Raw genomic sequence first — 16,219 nt, 5'->3', positions numbered from 1 at the left:
TTGGATGATTTGCAGCTATTTTTATGCGTTTTACGAACGGGTAGAGGGAGTACGAGTTATTTTTCGGGGGTGATGCATATAGTTAACTATTGTCAAAGGTCAGGACGTGAATGTACCAACCTGGGGGAGGGAACCGAAAATGGGATCGGATTCATATTGGATGTTCGATTTTTTCGGAAGTGTCATGCCTGTATTCTTGGTCGTTGTATTAGGCATCATCTTGCTGTCCGCCGGGAAAAATATACTACAGTGGAATCGTAACAATCACCAGCCGCAGCTTACCGTAGATTCCAGGATCGTCAGCAAACGAAGCGAAATCAAGCATACCCATGCAGCAGATGACAGTAGTGCAAGCCGTCCTCGAACCTTTTATTATTTAACATTTGAAGTGGAAAGCGGCGATCGGATGGAGTTCGCTGTAAGTGGAGATGAGTTCGGGATATGCGCTCAGGGTGATGAGGGGAGACTATCGTTTCAGGGTACCCGGTATTTGAAATTTGAGAGAAATCCAAAGTCACGCCATGAAGCTGCCGGCGGCTGAAATATTTGCTAAGTCCGGTTTAGATCACGGTTCTTCCATGGTATATACAATACAAGACATCGCATAGATGAATTATATTTGGAAGTAAACAAGGAGGAACAGCATGAACTTTAACAATCAGACTGTCATCATCACAGGGGCATCCAGGGGGATTGGAAGAGGAGTGGCGGAATCTTATGCTGAAGCAGGTGCCCATGTCATACTGGCAGACGTACAGGAAGACGAAGGCCGCAAACTGGAACAAAAATTGAAAGATCAAGGAAGATTGGCTGACTTTATACCCTGTGATGTGAGAAAAGAAGAAGATGTAATACGACTGGTGGATTTTGCAGCAGAGTCTGCTGGAGGCATCAATATCGTCATTAATAATGCCGGCGTATCACGGTGGAAATCTCCTTATGATTTGACGATTGAAGAATGGGATGATGTGTTAAACACGAATGTGCGGAGCAGTTTCCTTCTCTCCCGTGAAGCAGCCAAGCATATGAAAAAACAGGAATCCGGCGGATCCATCGTACAGATATCTTCAACTCGTTCCGTAATGTCAGAGCCAAATTCAGAAGCATATGCCGCTTCCAAAGGAGCCCTCGTTGCATTGACACATGCATTAGCGATCAGCCTGGGACCGGATCGAATTCGGGTTAACTGTATCAGTCCCGGCTGGATCGAGACAGGGGCATACGACAAGCTTAGACAAATTGACCATGAACAGCACCCCTCAAGGAGAGTAGGCGTCCCGCAGGATATCGTCAAAGCCTGCTTTTATTTGACAGACCCTGAGAATTCTTTTGTAACCGGATCACATCTTGTCGTTGATGGCGGAATGACCCGAAAAATGATCTATGAGCCTTAAAATAAATGTTGGATACCCTATTAATCATTAATGGCATTAATATTTAATAGCATTAATGAGTAAATCAGTTTTATGATTCCCAAGCCTTGATCTGTCTGAGTTTTTAAGCATAGAAAAAGGAGAACCTCCCACGTCGGTCTATTCATAAATCGCCAGGATCGTAGAATGAATCCCAACTATTAAGGACTTAATCAAACGTCTTCGTGAAGTATCCTGTTCCGATTAGACTGCGGATTTACCCTCATCAGAAAAATCATTCAAAGTGAAGCTCTGGAATAGATGCAGGAATAAGCGATGAACGAGGGTTTCATTCCTGCTGATAAGCGCTAAGCTTGGTTACAGTAATAACAAATAAAGAGGACCAAAAGCCCATCTTTTAAGGTTAGAAAAATAGTGGAAGATTCAATGGAATATTTAATAGTAGCTGTTTGGAATGAATGGAGGGATTGGAGTGTTCCAGGTGTAGTTATGGGAAACAAGCTCAAAAAATTCAAAGTGATTGGTATTAAGAAGTTTTCCAAAAAATCTTTGAGGGAAGCGATTATCGTATCAAACTTACTGTTATTAAACCAGCTTATTCAACAGATTGAGCAGGTAATGTTTATGAAAGCTAAATTAGTAAGAAAGAATTTCTGTAATGAGATTCTTTTTTATTGGATTCCAAAGCTTTATATGGTAATAATTATAATAAGAGGGGTGGTGAGTAAAAGTGAAGAATAAAGTATTGTCTTCCATATTTTTAGTGATAGGTGTGTTTATTTGTTATAAAGGGTTTGAGATACTTACGGTTTCTGCTAGAGGAGAGTCTATTTATAAGATAGGTATGATAATACCGGCAGAGAATTCTTCTCTAAAGCTATACGGTTCTATTTTTTTAGCTGTCGGAATTTTGCTTATATTGGCTCCAGTCCTGTTTAATAAACTAAAGGTATTTAAGAATAGCCAATAGCATGATGTGAATAAATATATAAGATGAATTAAAGTTAACCCTTCTTAAGCGGAGGTGACAAGTGATTCTGGAGAAGCGTCAGCGTCCGCCTTTGTCTCCAAAATGCCACCATAAAGTATAATTCCAAGCAATTTGGAGGCAACAGCGGTTGTAAGAACACTTGCCATCGCAGCCACCAAGAACGGTAACTTTTATCTTCATTCTATATAGCGTTAGAACAACTCATGAATATTTATTTATGCCGGACCAGTCCAAAATAACGGCCATTACTCATTATTCACGATAGCATGCATTATTGCAAATATCGTTAGGATTATTTGATTTAGCTGTATTGTAGAAATTGATTAGTTTAATAAAATTAAATAGTTTCTTAATGAAAGCGTAAACCCGGATGCATCTTCAATATATGATGCATCCGGGTTTTTATAATTTTCTCATAACATATAATATGTAAACTAGTGATAGTTCATAAACAAATTTCACAAAACTCTCATTAGCTTTGTCAGATCGTGTTTGTTATCATGGGGAGGATGAAATGAGGAATATATAAGGAGGAGCTTTTGTGTCTAAATCAACTACATTTATCTCTATGTTCATTGCTGTGCTTCTCATCGTGTCCTTTCCGTCAGGAGCTTTGGCACACTCAAAACTGGTCACAGCATCCCCCTCTGCGGAAACGACAACAACAGAGAATGTAACGGAACTGCTGCTTACGTTTAATGAGAAGATAGATCCCACGCTTAGTACCTTGATTATTTCAGGCACAGATGGACAATCTGCGGGTAAGCCAGAAATTACAGTCGAAGAAGATCAGTTAAAAGCCGTATTTGACAAGCCGCTTGATTCCGGTACGTACGAAGTGGAATGGAAAATCGTCAGTGGTGATTCACATCCTGTATCGGGCACGTACACATTTGCCGTAGAGGCACCTGAAACTCCGGCTGCTCCAGAAGAGAATACATCAGAGGAGGCCCCTACAGCAAACGAAGAGAATGCGGATACACCAGCAGCCCCTGAACCGGAACCAAATGCTGAACCCGAACAACAACCACAAACTTCATCCGAGGATAACAACAACGGCTCTGGAGTTATGCTCTGGGTTGTGGTCATTATTGTCATTGCAGCTGCAGGCGCATTGATTATCTTGAGACAATCTCGCAGCAAACGATAACGATGTACTGGATAAGTGAACCGTTTCTATATCTTGGTTATGCCACACTTGCCGGATTGTCCGTACTTAGTCTGCTGCCGAAGCATCGGAGGCCGGAAATCACATTGCCACTCTGGATCGGGCCTCTTGCTGCGCTGCTTATCATCATCGGCGGATTCATTCCTCTTCTTCAGATCATATTATTCTTTAAAAATGACCTGGGATTGTACGCGTCTTTCGAGTTTGTAATGTTCTCCTTTGATGAAGGGAAGCGGTATATATGGATGGTGATGCTGGCTTTATTGATGGCCGTCATTTCAAGGATAGTCATTAGAAAGCCTGCATCTGCCCTCCGTTTTCTCCTGCCGGTGTTAGTATTGGCCACAGCAGCAGCGATGGCATCATCCAACCATGCCGCATCCTTGATGGGCTGGAAAGGACAGGTGTTCCATTTTGCGCATATGACATCGATGGCTGCATGGACAGGCACACTTCTGCTGGCAGGATTTAGCAGCTACAATAACCAAAGAGACAGCTGGCGTTCGTTTCTAAAGTGGTTCCATCCTTTTGCAGTCATCTGCGTTGTGATTGTGCTGGGCTCCGGCATTCTGTTAATGACCGGCGTTGCACCTCAGCCTGTACAAAGCTGGATTATACCTTATGGACAAGCGCTGCTGATCAAGCATATTCTGGTCATTCCTGTGCTGTTATTCGCGTTCATTAATGGACCTCTTGTGAGAAAAATGCTGGATTACCGGCCCGGGTTTCAGCCGCGTCTCTGGGCCAAATGCGAAGCACTGCTCTTATTTATGATTTATGTTGTAACAGGCTATTTAAATCAACAGCCTGCGCTGCATGCGTTTCCTGAGCGTCTGGAAGCCTCCAATGCGGCCTCAATCTTCACGTTATTTCACCCCGATTACAACGGAGGCCAGATTGCATTTCAATTCAGTGTGACAGGAACGCTGCTTATGCTGACTGCGGTCGGGTTGTTTATTGGAATCATTGTGACATATAAAAAAAGAAAAAGTGCAGTTATGGCATTACTGTTCGCTTTGGCAGGGGCAGCCGCATTGTACTCCGGTATCATGCTCTCCGTTATGTAGTTCATCCAGCAGCATGCTGACCCTTTGGGACAGCATGCTGCTTTTTTTGCGTTTTGGTGTCACTTTTATAGGCGAATGCACATATCATACGATGTGTGAAATTGAAGTGCGGGAGGAGGAGAGCTGTGGCTGTCATTAAAGCGAATGCTGCGGATGTCGACTTGCTTGCAAGATTGCTGCGTGCTGAAGCTGAAGGCGAAGGCGAGCAGGGGATGCTGATGGTTGGAAATGTGGGCGTGAACCGTATTTTATCCAATTGTCTCGATTTCAAAAACATCCGGAATATGAATGATATGGTGTTTCAAAGTCCGGGTGGATTTGAAGCGACACAAAAGGGATATTTTTATCAAAGAGCACGGGAACGTGACCGCAGATTAGCTAGACGAACGATTGGCGGAGAACGGACGTGGCCTGCGAACAATGCGCTCTGGTTTTTCCGTCCAGTAGGTGATTGCCCTCCTACTTGGTTTAACCAGGAGAATACAGGGAGGTTTAAAGCTCACTGCTTCTTCAGACCAACGTCGGCAGATTGTCCAAATGTATACTAAAGATTTGTTTATAATGAAGGAGGAAAATACTTATGTTTAATTTTGGCGGATCAACCAATGGAGCGATCGGGAATGGATATCCTGGTCTGCAGCAGCAAGTTCCCAGCCGCAGCGCTTCTGGATATACCGGTCAGAATATGAATAACGGAGGATATACCGCTAATGTCCCTCAGCAGAACATGGGAGGAGCAGGATACAGCGCGAATGTACCTCCTCAAGTGATGAGCGGAGCACCTATTTCTCCTACCGGCAAAGTGATGCCTGCCCCGCAATTTGAACAGTCTTATATCGAAAATATTCTTCGTCTGAATTTAGGGAAACCGGCCACGTTTTATATGACATATGAGAACAACTCCCAGTGGAATGCTAAAATTTTCTCAGGAGTCATTGAGGCAGCGGGACGGGATCACATTATCATCTCCGAGCGTCAGACGGGCCGCAGAATTATTCTCCTCATGGTAAACCTGGATTATGTCGTATTTGATGAGCCGCTTACGTATCAATATCCAGGTGTCATCGGAAATCCGTCACAAGGTGGGCGGTAACGCCAATCACCAGAAATGCTCTAGAGCGTCAGACCGACAGCCTTCAGGCTGTTGATCTGACGTTTTTTTTCGATAATGGGACCAATGGAACAAACTCCCGATACAGCATGATTCGATGAATGAGGGAGAGAAAGTCATGTTTTGCTAAATATAGCTTGTAACATCACAGATTCATGGCATATCAGCAGGTTTGACTGTGTAGTGTATAACTATATAATTAATGGTATAGCTTCACTACGTTAATAAGACAAGGAGATGAGTCCATTGGGAAGTTGATGCTGAATACGAAGACGCTGAGTGACCTGTTGGCTTCAAACATTTTTAATAACCGAAGGAGGTGTTCCTATTCGCCCTGAGAATTAATGCGGCGGATAGGAGAAATATTGAGTGACCCCTTACCGAGTCTGTTAGGTATATCTTTAGTACTGGTTCTGGTGTTTATTAACGGATTTTTTGTCACTGCTGAAATTGCATTGTTGAAGGTGAAAGGCAGCCGGATCGATGCCTTGGCGGAAGAAGGAAATCGCAGTGCCATGCAGGCTCAAATGATTTTACGCAATCTGGATCCATATTTGTCCGCATGCCAGCTGGGAATTACATGTTCTACACTTGCATTGGGCTTTTTGGGTGAAAGGGCGATCGCGAACATGTTCGCGCCGTGGTTTTCCAATTTGGGATGGAGTGATGCGGCACTTCATGCGGTAGCGATTATTTTGGCGTTTGCCTTGATCGTCACGATGCACATGATTTTCGGAGAGCTGGCTCCCAAAACGGTAGCTGTGCGCAAAGCAGAACGTATGACCCTTTCCACCGTATGGGTGGTGAAATGGTTTCATACGCTGACATTTCCGGTCATATGGCTGGTCAATGGGGTATCCAATCTGATTCTCCGGATTTTCCGAATGACACCGGTTGTGGAGAAAGGATCTGTGCACACCGAAGAGGAAATTCTTGATCTGATGAAAGAGAGCAGTGAGGTTGGATTAATAAATGATACGGAGCTTGCGCTCGTGGATAATATTTTCGAGTTTGCTGACACGACAGCACGGGAAATTATGATACCGCGGACCGATATGATCTGCCTGTACTCCAATCTGTCGATGGAAGAGAATCTGGATATCGCACTGGACAACATGAGGACACGTTACCCGATTTGTGATGAGGATAAAGATCATATCTCAGGTTTTGTCCATATCAAGGATCTCATGCGGGGGCATGTCGGTGATCAGCTATCACTGATCCGTCCCATCATTGCGGTACCGGAGTCGATTAAGATTAGTGAACTTCTGAAACGAATGCAGCGCAGTAAAACCCAGATTGCCATCCTGATTGACGAATATGGTGGAACTTCGGGTCTGGTCACACTAGAGGATATCATGGAGGAAATCGTCGGGGAGATTCAGGATGAATTTGATGAAGAACGTCAGGTTATCGAAATGGTCTCTGAAGATGAGTATTCCATCGACGGCCTGATGTTGATTGAAGAATTAAACGACCGTTTCGGTCTGCAAGTAGATACAGAGGATTATGACACGATTGGCGGATGGCTTTCTGCACGCTTAGAGGCTGTAGTGCCTCACAAAGGGCTTTCCTATGATTATGAAGGGTATTTGTTTGTTGTTGAGGAAAGCGAGCATATGCGTATTTCACGCATTCATCTGATACGTCACCATTCTTCTGAACTGCTGGAGGCTGGTGCTTCATAACGGTATTTAAGAAACCAGCGGATCATCCGCTGGTTTTTTTACGATTGAAACTGGAAAAAAATGCAATGAACATCATCACTCGACATGTTAATATATGGATGGTATTTATTATAAGGGAAAAGGTGATATTATGTCCAAAGTAATGAGACGCACCAAAATCGGAGCTGCATTTATCACAAGCTTGATGCTCAGCTTGGCATTAGCGACCGCGGCTTCAGCTGATTCTTCGACCCATGAACCTTTCATGGAGCCTGGAGCCCTTACACCACCCCCGCCTGTTGAATACAACACCATGTCGGTGAATCAGTCGAATGTGTATTTAGCTGCTATTGAATCTTCATTATTCAAGAATGGTACGATTCAGTTTACCATCTCTGCGTCTACAAATGCGAACAGCATTGTCGATTCTCTGGGTGTAAATTACACACTGCAGCGCTGGAATGGGTCAGCCTGGGTTGACAATGGCACTGATGCTGGACAAGTTAATAACTCGCAAATTTATAGTGGGAACAAACAATTCAGTGCATTAACCGGCTATTATTACAGAGGCAGAACGGTTCACTGGATCAAGAAAGGAACAATTAACGAAGAGAGAACCGCATATACAGAAACGATTTTAAGATAATGGAACTAATAAAATAGGATAAACCAAACAGGCGTGCTCACCGTGGCAGCGCCTGTTTGTTTCGATACAGTATACACTTCTAACAGAAACCTACTGTTCCATACTGTTAGCAATCTTCAAGAGTTCGTCTTTACCAAACGGTCCAGAAATAATAATTCGAAGATTGTCGTGAATAAAGTCTACGTTGTTATGACCATTAGACAGTTCCATGAACTGGCCCTTGTCACCAGATTTTAACGTTATCTCGCTTAACTCCCCTAACACGCCTACAGTGACCTTCCTGCCATCGGCCAGGTTATGAATCGAGAAAGTCAAAGATTGACCCTTATCGTTTAAATAGAGTGTGGTTACCCAATTAATAGGATCCGTTCTTTTTAGCTCCGTAACTCGGATATCATCGAACTCAAATCCTTCAGGAATATACTTAAATTCAGGTAAAACAAAGGTCGCCTGCTGTTTGACTTCTTCCAGCGTAAAGTCGTAATCTGCGGAGTTTGACTCAGCAACAGCGCTATTCTCTTTGTAACCATGCATCTCCGCTTCCGGATCATCATCAAAATATCCAGGAGGAGGAGGTGTCTTGGCACGTGAGTAATCCTCTTGTTTAGGCTCGTCACGTCCGGATACGACCTGCAAGATTCCATCTCCAAAATCCTTGACTTGCTGGTAAATCGGGGATATAGCCTGTGTCATGGCAGGTGGCGAGAAGATAACCGCACCACCAACCACAGATGCTGCAATCACTCCAGCAATTTGATAGTGCTGTTTGCGCTTCCTGCGTTTCTTCTTGTGATCCAGCTGCTGTTTAATCTTTTGCCAGGACTGCTGTTTAGTATCAGGAGCAGGGTAGGGAGAATCAACTTTTGATGCAGCTGCATCAAAAGCTTCTTCAAAAGCTTGATCAAACCTCTCGTCAAATTTTTCGTTGCTCATCTAGTACACCCCATTCCCTCTGTAGCTTTTTCTTCACGGATTCCCTGGCGCGATACAGCCGCTGTTTCACAATCTCTTCCTTCGTGTCCAGCAGGTCTGCTATTTCTTTGTATGATAATCCGTGTTTCCAGCGGTATTCGATCAGAAGCCGGTACTCTGGTCTCATTTCAGCCAAATAGCCTGTAATGGACTCCTCCATTAATTTGGACTCGACTTGGTGTTCTACATTTGTAGAAGATGGGACCAATTCCTCTTCACTTATAAAAACACGGTCAACATCGACTTGGTTACGGTATTTTTTATTTTTTCTTAAAAAATTCATGGTGGAATTTTTAGTGACCACCCGAAGCCAGGCTTTCAGCTTACCTTCACTGTCAAATTCAGGCTTACTCGTGATCACTTTGAGGAAGGCATCTTGTATAATATCCTCTGCTGCCGCATGATCTCTCATGATATACATGATCTGTCCATAAACGAGATCATAAAACTCATAATATATCTCTTCCTGTAGAGATTCGTTAATATTCTCAAAATCTGCTGCCAGAAGCAGTTGTAAACGATTAGACACACGACAATCTCCTCTCCGGTGTATCTCTTTGCTAGTCTATTTTATATATTAACTTATTTCATTAAACAACGTCTATTAATCACTCATTAATTAAACAAAGTTATATTGATCATAAACCTTAAAACTAGGTGCCCAACAAGCAGGACTTTAGTCCGATTATCGTGAACTGTCTGGTTATGTCGACAGGGTTGCTTTTTTGTAAATCATACTCTTTAATGAGGATAGCAGGGTGGAGATCACTATGACAGGAGCGTCTTCTGATGCATGACATGATGAACGGATACAATGAATGGACCGTTGTTCTTTCTGTTTCAATAGCCGTGATTGCTGCTTATCTTGCATTAGATTTAATCGATTGGGTCATCATTCAACAAAAACAATCGTTGTTGTACATATTTCTGATTTCACTGATATTGGGTGCAGGAATATGGGGGATGCACTTTACAGGTATGCTCTCCCTGAATCTGGGTTATTCTGTGAATTACGAACCGGTGATGTTTACCGTTTCATTTCTTCTGCCTGTGATGGCTTCTTTTTTCGCGGTACGCCTGATGTTTAGTGATCATATCATTTCCAAAATGCGTTTTATTCTGAGTGGTCTGCTTATCTCCATGGCCATTGTTTCGATGCATTATGCGGGTATGCTGGCTATCCAATCACCTCTAATCTATCAGCAAAATCTTATGTATATGCTGCTTTCCGTCATTATCACGATGGCTGCTGTATTTACCGGTTTATACCTGGGCATGTACCGATCACCCCGCGACCAGTTCCGTAAAATAACCTTCAAAAAAGTATCAGGTGCTGTATGCCTCGGCATCGCCGTATCGGCTATGCATTACACAGCTATGGCTGGAACGATGTTCACATCGGTCAAACAAAAATCCGGCATTATCGCTGAACGTCATTTAGACACTACAGTGTTGTCTGTGATGGTGAGCGGTGCAGCAATTATACTCGTTTTCTTAATCTTGACCGGACTTTATCTTGACCGTAAAAAGGTGCTTTCGCATGCCAAGTTTAATGAGAGACGATATATGACCTTGTTTGAGCATAATCCGGACCTGGTCATTTGTATTGATCACCTTCAACGTAAAATATTAAGCGCAAATCCAGCCGTACTGGCCACCACAGGATATACGGCTGAAGAACTGCTTTCCGCAGATCTGGACGCCCTGTTCTGGAAGCGGAGAGACTTTCTTATTATGATGGCTGCGGTCCGTCAAGCTGCGGGAGGCAGCCCCAGGCAGGTCGAGGTTCGCTTAAAACACCAGGATGGAAGTATGGTAGTTCATAGCGCGACCGTATTTCCACTTGAAAATCCGGGACACCATTTATCCTATATCATCACCAAAGACGTTACCCACAAGCGTCTGTTCGAGCAGGAATTAATGGCCGCCAAGGAAGCGGCAGAAAGTGCAGCCAACATTAAGAGTGAATTTCTGGCAACAATGAGTCATGAACTCCGGACTCCGCTGAACGGTATTATCGGAATTAATGAGCTGCTCTCGGACGGGGAAGAGGATGAGGACCGCAAAGAACTGCTTGAGCTGCAAGCCAAGAGCAGTCATGCACTGTTAACCGTCATCAATGATATTCTTGATCTATCTAAAATGGAAGCCGGTAAAGTGACGCTGGTCAATGAAATATTCAGTATCCGGCAGCTGATAGAGGAGTGTTTTGACTTATTCGAGATTATCTCGAGAGATAAAGATATTGTTGTCAAGTACAGTCTGGATCAGGAGATCCCGGAGCTGATCCTTGGGGATCCCATGAGGCTGCGGCAGATCCTCGTTAATCTGATCGGCAATGCGCTGAAATTTACAGAGCAGGGCTCGGTTTCTCTGGAGGTTCGGATTGCCGGAGAGACTGCTGGCCGCTATATGCTTGAATTTACCGTTACCGATACGGGCATTGGCATTGACCCGAAGAAAGCGGACAACCTGTTCAAACCATTCTCTCAGCTGAACAATGGGGGAAGTGGTCAGCGCAGATATGAGGGGACAGGTCTTGGGCTTGCCATATGCAATAAATTAGTAGAGATGATGGAAGGGGAAATATGGCTGGAACCGCGTAAGGAACGAGGGGCCCGCTTTGCCTTCCGTGTTCAGATGGAAAAGGCTGCATCTTAATATACAGTCTGCTATGGGCAGAATAATAGAAAGAGGTGTCTATGATCATACGATCGCAGACACCTCTTTACACATAAATCTGTGAAATGATTTAAGCCCAGTTTCCTTTGATGAAAATAGGTTCCTCTTTACCATCGTTAGTAATTCCTGTGATATTGAGATCTTTAGAGCCCATCATAAAATCCACATGGGTAATGCTTGTGTTCAGGCCGCCTGCAGCCAGACCTTCGGCTGACATTGTTTTTCCGCCCTCAAGATTAAAGGCATAAGCACTGCCGATCGCCAGATGGCAGGATGCGTTCTCATCGAACAATGTCGTATAGTATAAAATCCCGCTTTTAGAAATCGGAGAATCAAAAGGTACCAGCGCCACTTCACCCAAGTAATGAGAACCTTCATCCATCTCTATAAGCCGCTGCAGGGTATCCTGACCTTCCTCAGCGGTGTAATCCGTGATCCGTCCATCCTTGAACGTAAGGGAAAAGTTGTTGATGAGATTACCGCCATAGCTTAATGGTTTAGTACTGCGGACCGTACCGTTCACACCGCTTTTTAGCGGGGCTGTAAACACTTCTTCGGTTGGAATGTTGGCGACAAATCGGTCACCTTTCTCGTTCAGGCTGCCAGCCTGTGCCCAAATATGACCTTTTGGAAGCTCAATGACCAGATCCGTACCTTCAGCTATAAAGTGAAGCTTGTGATATTTTTTCTGGTTAAGTTCATCTGATTTGTGCTGCAGAGTCTGAATATGCTCCTCCCAGGCGGCGATGGGATCCTCCTGATCTGCCCTCACCGCTTTGAATATAGCATCCCATAACAGACCTACCTGTTGATCCTGCGGTGCGTCCGGGAACACCTTGGCTGCCCAATCCGGGGACGGGAAGGCCACACCGGTCCAGCTCATCTTGTCTGCCTGCTGATACTGGCGGTATTTGGCCATCGCTGCACCGAACGTACGCTGATGGTTTGAGATACGCTCTGGCTGCACACCCTTCAATAAATCAGGGTTGGAGGAGAGTATCGTCATAAAAGCTGCACCGTTTTCAGCAAGTTCGGTCATCTCTTGAGCATAGTAGGTTGGAGGAGTCAGAAAATCCTCGTCCGGTGCCAGATCGAAACGGATCCGATTAACCTGCTCATCATTGTAATTGACCTTGACATGCTTCGCGCCTGCTTCATAAGCCTTCTTAACGACCAGGCGGACCAGCTGCGCGGAATCAATCATCGCATTCACAACAAGAATCTGACCTGGCTGTACATTGGATCCCACTCTCACAGCAAGATCGGCATAACGTTCCAATTTTTGTTCAAAACTCAGCATAAATACCCTCCATCGATCGAAATATAAATGTCTATTATTTACCATGGGTTAATTAATAGGTGAAAGCTGCCTGCATTGATATAGGGAGCAGCCGGCTTCCTCGTAAAGCCGGCTGCTGTGATTAAAATGCCCAGTTACCGTTGCGAAATACAGGCTCTTCCTTGCCGTCTGCCGTAATACCATTAATGTCCATATCTGCAGACCCGACCATAAAGTCAACATGCGTAACACTCGTGTTCAAACCGTGCTCTGCAAGCTGATCCTGTGACATTTCCTTACCACCCTGCAGACAGAACGCATAGGCACTGCCGATCGCAAGATGATTTGAGGCGTTCTCATCAAACAGTGTGTTGAAATACAGAATATTCGATTCGGAAATCGGGGACTGATGCGGTACGAGCGCAACTTCTCCAAGATAACGTGCACCTTCATCCATATTCAGAAGCCGCTCCAGCGTCTCATAACCTTCTTCTGCAGTAAAGCTGACAACCTTTCCGTTCTCAAAAGTGAGGGAGAAGTTATCTACAATATTTCCTGCATAGCTGAGCGGCTTGGTGCTGCGAACCGTACCATTCACACCTGTTTTCAGGGGCGCGGTGAACACTTCTTCGGTCGGCATATTGGCTACAAAGGCATGTCCCTGCTCATTGATGCTGTCGCCCTGTGCCCAGATGTGTCCGTCTGGAAGCTGTATCGTCAAGTCTGTGCCTGGAGCTATGTAATGCAGTGCCTTATACTGCTTGGCATTCAGCACTTTCGATTTGTTGTCCAGAACTTCCAGATGAGCCGACCAAGCTGCAACAGGATCTTGCTGATCTACACGTACGGTATGGAAGATCGCCTCCCACAGCTTATCCATCTGTTCGGATTCCGGTGCATCCGGGAATACTTTGGCAGCCCATGCAGGGGAAGGTACAGCAATCAGGCACCAGCTGAATTTGTCAGCCTGCTGATAAGCCCGATATGGCTTCATCGCTTCACCGCGGGTTTTGTAAAAGTTAGCGATTCGTTCAGGATCAATACCCTTCAGAAGATCGGGGTTTTCCGCCAGCACATGAAGCACCGCAGCACCGTTTTCTACCAGCTCAATCATTTCACCTGCGAACCATTTCGGTTTTTCGGTAAACACATCATCTGAAGCCTTCTCATATTGAAGTCGAGTTAATGTTTCATCATTCCAAATGATCTTTACCAGGCGTGCACCCGCATCATAGGCCTTGGCAGCGATCAGTCGAGTAAAATCGGCGGATTCCACCGGAGCATGAACGACCAGCGTCTGCCCCTTTTGAATATTGACCCCTACCTTGACGGCCAATTCCGCATATTTGTCCAAAGAAGCTGTGAAATCGGACATTGTGGCATCCTCCAATACAAAATGTAATGTCTAACACCCACATTATACTAAATTGTACTCCAGATGAAAAATGATGATGAATGGTCCTGAAAAGTGATATACTGACATGGATGCAGCAATACTTTTACAGAGTTAAAGGAGAGAACAGAATGCCCCCGTTTAACATTAAACGTGCGGCCATGCAGCTGGACGATGAGAGCCGTTTCGTGGGAAGCACGATTTTTGAGGTAGAAGGACATACCGGTGCTTATGAGATCACATTCTTGAGCAAGAACGGAAAGGACTGGGATTACAGTCTGCATTTCGCGGACGAGCCGGGTCCGGAAGAACAGTTTCTTCTCATTGATGCCCAGCTTGAGGAAAACGAAGATCTGTTTGATGATCTGCTGGATGCGGCTGTTGAAGCAGGAGGATTCTAATCGTATATTTCATTAAGATACGTAAAATAACCGTCCGTCTTCTTTAGGGAAGGCGGACGGTTTGTGTCTGAGGATAGCAGCAGCTTACCCGATAATAATACGGCCTTCCGGATGACGGTAAAGTTCCTTGTGTCCTCTCCGATTCAAGGCATAAGCAAGGGTAAGCGGGCCCAAGCGTCCGAGAAACATGAGGATGGCTACGGTAATTTTTCCAATCTCGGACAAATCTGTCGTCAACCCCATGGATAACCCGCAGGTGCCAAAAGCTGATACCGCTTCAAACAGGATGGCGAGGAACTGGCTGTCTTCCGTTGCGGCCAGAAACATGGAGAAGCCTACCAGCACGATCAGCGCTAAGACCGTCAATGTAACGGAACGATAAACAACAGCTTGAGAAATACGGTTGCGGAACAGAACAACATCGCGTTTGCCTTTAATCATGGCAATAACTGCACCGATGAGGATAGCAAAGGTTGTCACCTTAATGCCGCCGCCTGTAGACCCGGGAGCCGCACCGATAAACATGAGCATAATGAGAAAAAACTGGGAAGACTGCTGCAGGCTTTCAATATCGATCGTACTGATGCCGCCGGATCTCGATGTGATGGACTGGAATATGGACGCCATAATTTTTTGAGGCAGGGAGAGGTGACCCATAGCCGCTGAATGATTAAACTCCAGCAGAAAAAGCATAACGGCTCCGATAACAATTAATGCACCTGTCATGCTCAGAACAACTTTGGAGTGAAGCGAAAGCTTGCGGCATTTCGGATATTCCATAATGTCAAACATGACGATAAAGCCGATCCCGCCCAGGAATATAAGCGCTATATTTACAATGTTAAGATAGGGATCTGTACCATATACAGGAAACCCTGCAAATGGACCATGAATACTGCCTAGGAGATCAAACCCTGCATTGTTAAATATCGATACACTTTGAAAAATACCGAGGTATAATGCTTCGTCAAACGGCATTTCCCTCCAGAAGCGGAACGCAAGCAGCATGGCGCCAATCCCTTCAATCGTAAATGCATAGACCAGTACTTTCCGGATCAAATCGACAATCCCCTGGATCTGATATTGACCCATGGCTTCCTGAAGAATCATTCGTTCACGAAGGGAAATTCTGCGGTTGAGCATTAAAGCGATCCAGGTAGCAGACGTCATAAATCCCAATCCGCCCAACTGAAACAGAATGAGCAGCACAATCTGTCCAAATGTAGACCAGTGGGTTCCAGTGTCCACAACGACAAGTCCCGTAACACTGATAGCGGAGACGGCGGTGAAAAATGCGTCTATTAGCGGTGTACGCGTCCCATCTGCGGACGAGAGGGGGAGCTCCAGCAAAAAAGTGCCGGCTATAATAATAGCAGAAAATCCGAGTGCCAAAAATTTAGGCGGGCTTATCGGTTTTTTACGATCTTTACTTTTCGAAATCATAAACAAACTCCTTACCAGAATGATCA

Annotated in this window: 16 protein-coding genes; 11 read left to right on the top strand and 5 right to left on the bottom strand. The window is 44.8% G+C overall.

Going from position 1 to position 16,219, the window contains the following annotated elements; translation table 11 throughout:
• The first annotated feature begins 139 nt into the window (after positions 1-139).
• The 9 genes from HII30_RS08945 to HII30_RS08905 all read left to right on the top strand — a co-directional run bounded on the left by HII30_RS08945 (position 140) and on the right by HII30_RS08905 (position 8,023).
• Positions 140-541 carry a DUF2500 domain-containing protein gene (locus HII30_RS08945; RefSeq protein ID WP_169504679.1) on the top strand — a complete coding sequence of 134 codons (402 nt, stop codon included), beginning with the start codon at positions 140-142 and terminating at the stop codon, positions 539-541.
• Between the two features lie 103 nt (positions 542-644).
• Complete coding sequence (locus tag HII30_RS08940; protein ID WP_169504678.1) at positions 645-1,394, top strand: SDR family NAD(P)-dependent oxidoreductase; 750 nt, start codon at positions 645-647, stop codon at positions 1,392-1,394.
• Between the two features lie 393 nt (positions 1,395-1,787).
• On the top strand, positions 1,788-2,114 hold the full coding sequence (locus HII30_RS08935) for a hypothetical protein (protein WP_211184501.1): 327 nt from the start codon (positions 1,788-1,790) through the stop codon (positions 2,112-2,114).
• Positions 2,115-2,905: 791 nt separating this feature from the next.
• Positions 2,906-3,514: a copper resistance protein CopC gene (locus tag HII30_RS08930; RefSeq protein ID WP_169504676.1), complete on the top strand. Its 609-nt coding sequence runs from the start codon at positions 2,906-2,908 to the stop codon at positions 3,512-3,514.
• Positions 3,515-3,516: 2 nt separating this feature from the next.
• Complete coding sequence (locus tag HII30_RS08925; RefSeq protein WP_169504675.1) at positions 3,517-4,599, top strand: copper resistance D family protein; 1,083 nt, start codon at positions 3,517-3,519, stop codon at positions 4,597-4,599.
• Positions 4,600-4,724: 125 nt separating this feature from the next.
• Positions 4,725-5,147, top strand: a complete 423-nt coding sequence (locus tag HII30_RS08920) for a cell wall hydrolase (RefSeq protein ID WP_169504674.1) — start codon at positions 4,725-4,727, stop codon at positions 5,145-5,147.
• A gap of 137 nt (positions 5,148-5,284) precedes the next feature.
• The gene (gerQ, locus tag HII30_RS08915; protein WP_169504753.1) at positions 5,285-5,692 is read left to right on the top strand and encodes a spore coat protein GerQ; all 408 of its coding nucleotides are present in this window, start codon (positions 5,285-5,287) and stop codon (positions 5,690-5,692) included.
• A gap of 383 nt (positions 5,693-6,075) precedes the next feature.
• Positions 6,076-7,398 (top strand): hemolysin family protein, encoded by a 1,323-nt coding sequence (locus HII30_RS08910; protein ID WP_169504673.1) that lies wholly within the window; start codon positions 6,076-6,078, stop codon positions 7,396-7,398.
• Between the two features lie 142 nt (positions 7,399-7,540).
• Complete coding sequence (locus tag HII30_RS08905; RefSeq protein ID WP_169504672.1) at positions 7,541-8,023, top strand: hypothetical protein; 483 nt, start codon at positions 7,541-7,543, stop codon at positions 8,021-8,023.
• Positions 8,024-8,113: 90 nt separating this feature from the next.
• Here HII30_RS08905 and HII30_RS08900 read toward each other — a convergent pair whose 3' ends face one another.
• Positions 8,114-8,956: a DUF4367 domain-containing protein gene (locus HII30_RS08900; RefSeq protein WP_169504671.1), complete on the bottom strand. Its 843-nt coding sequence runs from the start codon at positions 8,954-8,956 to the stop codon at positions 8,114-8,116.
• Positions 8,937-9,524, bottom strand: a complete 588-nt coding sequence (locus HII30_RS08895) for a sigma-70 family RNA polymerase sigma factor (RefSeq protein WP_169504670.1) — start codon at positions 9,522-9,524, stop codon at positions 8,937-8,939. The genes HII30_RS08900 and HII30_RS08895 overlap by 20 nt, the downstream gene beginning before the upstream one ends.
• Before the next feature lie 260 nt (positions 9,525-9,784).
• Between HII30_RS08895 and HII30_RS08890 the strand changes: the two genes are divergently transcribed.
• Positions 9,785-11,656 carry a sensor histidine kinase gene (locus HII30_RS08890; protein WP_169504669.1) on the top strand — a complete coding sequence of 624 codons (1,872 nt, stop codon included), beginning with the start codon at positions 9,785-9,787 and terminating at the stop codon, positions 11,654-11,656.
• Between the two features lie 91 nt (positions 11,657-11,747).
• Here HII30_RS08890 and HII30_RS08885 read toward each other — a convergent pair whose 3' ends face one another.
• On the bottom strand, positions 11,748-12,977 hold the full coding sequence (locus tag HII30_RS08885) for an aminopeptidase (RefSeq protein ID WP_169504668.1): 1,230 nt from the start codon (positions 12,975-12,977) through the stop codon (positions 11,748-11,750).
• A gap of 121 nt (positions 12,978-13,098) precedes the next feature.
• The gene (locus HII30_RS08880; protein WP_169504667.1) at positions 13,099-14,331 is read right to left on the bottom strand and encodes an aminopeptidase; all 1,233 of its coding nucleotides are present in this window, start codon (positions 14,329-14,331) and stop codon (positions 13,099-13,101) included.
• Between the two features lie 149 nt (positions 14,332-14,480).
• Between HII30_RS08880 and HII30_RS08875 the strand changes: the two genes are divergently transcribed.
• Positions 14,481-14,750 carry a hypothetical protein gene (locus HII30_RS08875; RefSeq protein WP_169504666.1) on the top strand — a complete coding sequence of 90 codons (270 nt, stop codon included), beginning with the start codon at positions 14,481-14,483 and terminating at the stop codon, positions 14,748-14,750.
• A gap of 84 nt (positions 14,751-14,834) precedes the next feature.
• On the opposite strand, the gene HII30_RS08870 is transcribed toward HII30_RS08875, so the two are convergent.
• Complete coding sequence (locus tag HII30_RS08870) at positions 14,835-16,193, bottom strand: TrkH family potassium uptake protein (RefSeq protein WP_169504665.1); 1,359 nt, start codon at positions 16,191-16,193, stop codon at positions 14,835-14,837.
• Positions 16,194-16,219: the final 26 nt, after the last annotated feature.

It is taken from the genome of Paenibacillus lemnae (assembly GCF_012933385.1).
GTDB lineage: Bacteria > Bacillota > Bacilli > Paenibacillales > Paenibacillaceae > Paenibacillus_AQ > Paenibacillus_AQ lemnae.
This window is presented reverse-complemented; position numbering and strand designations above follow the sequence as displayed.

Coding starts and splice junctions, on each gene's coding strand:
- HII30_RS08945 (WP_169504679.1), top strand. CDS start 140: ATGGGATCGGATTCATATTGGATGTTCGATTTTTTCGGAAGTGTCATG.
- HII30_RS08940 (WP_169504678.1), top strand. CDS start 645: ATGAACTTTAACAATCAGACTGTCATCATCACAGGGGCATCCAGGGGG.
- HII30_RS08925 (WP_169504675.1), top strand. CDS start 3,517: ATGTACTGGATAAGTGAACCGTTTCTATATCTTGGTTATGCCACACTT.
- gerQ (WP_169504753.1), top strand. CDS start 5,285: ATGAATAACGGAGGATATACCGCTAATGTCCCTCAGCAGAACATGGGA.
- HII30_RS08905 (WP_169504672.1), top strand. CDS start 7,541: ATGAGACGCACCAAAATCGGAGCTGCATTTATCACAAGCTTGATGCTC.
- HII30_RS08900 (WP_169504671.1), bottom strand. CDS start 8,956: ATGAGCAACGAAAAATTTGACGAGAGGTTTGATCAAGCTTTTGAAGAA.
- HII30_RS08890 (WP_169504669.1), top strand. CDS start 9,785: ATGCATGACATGATGAACGGATACAATGAATGGACCGTTGTTCTTTCT.
- HII30_RS08885 (WP_169504668.1), bottom strand. CDS start 12,977: ATGCTGAGTTTTGAACAAAAATTGGAACGTTATGCCGATCTTGCTGTG.
- HII30_RS08880 (WP_169504667.1), bottom strand. CDS start 14,331: ATGTCCGATTTCACAGCTTCTTTGGACAAATATGCGGAATTGGCCGTC.
- HII30_RS08875 (WP_169504666.1), top strand. CDS start 14,481: ATGCCCCCGTTTAACATTAAACGTGCGGCCATGCAGCTGGACGATGAG.
- HII30_RS08870 (WP_169504665.1), bottom strand. CDS start 16,193: ATGATTTCGAAAAGTAAAGATCGTAAAAAACCGATAAGCCCGCCTAAA.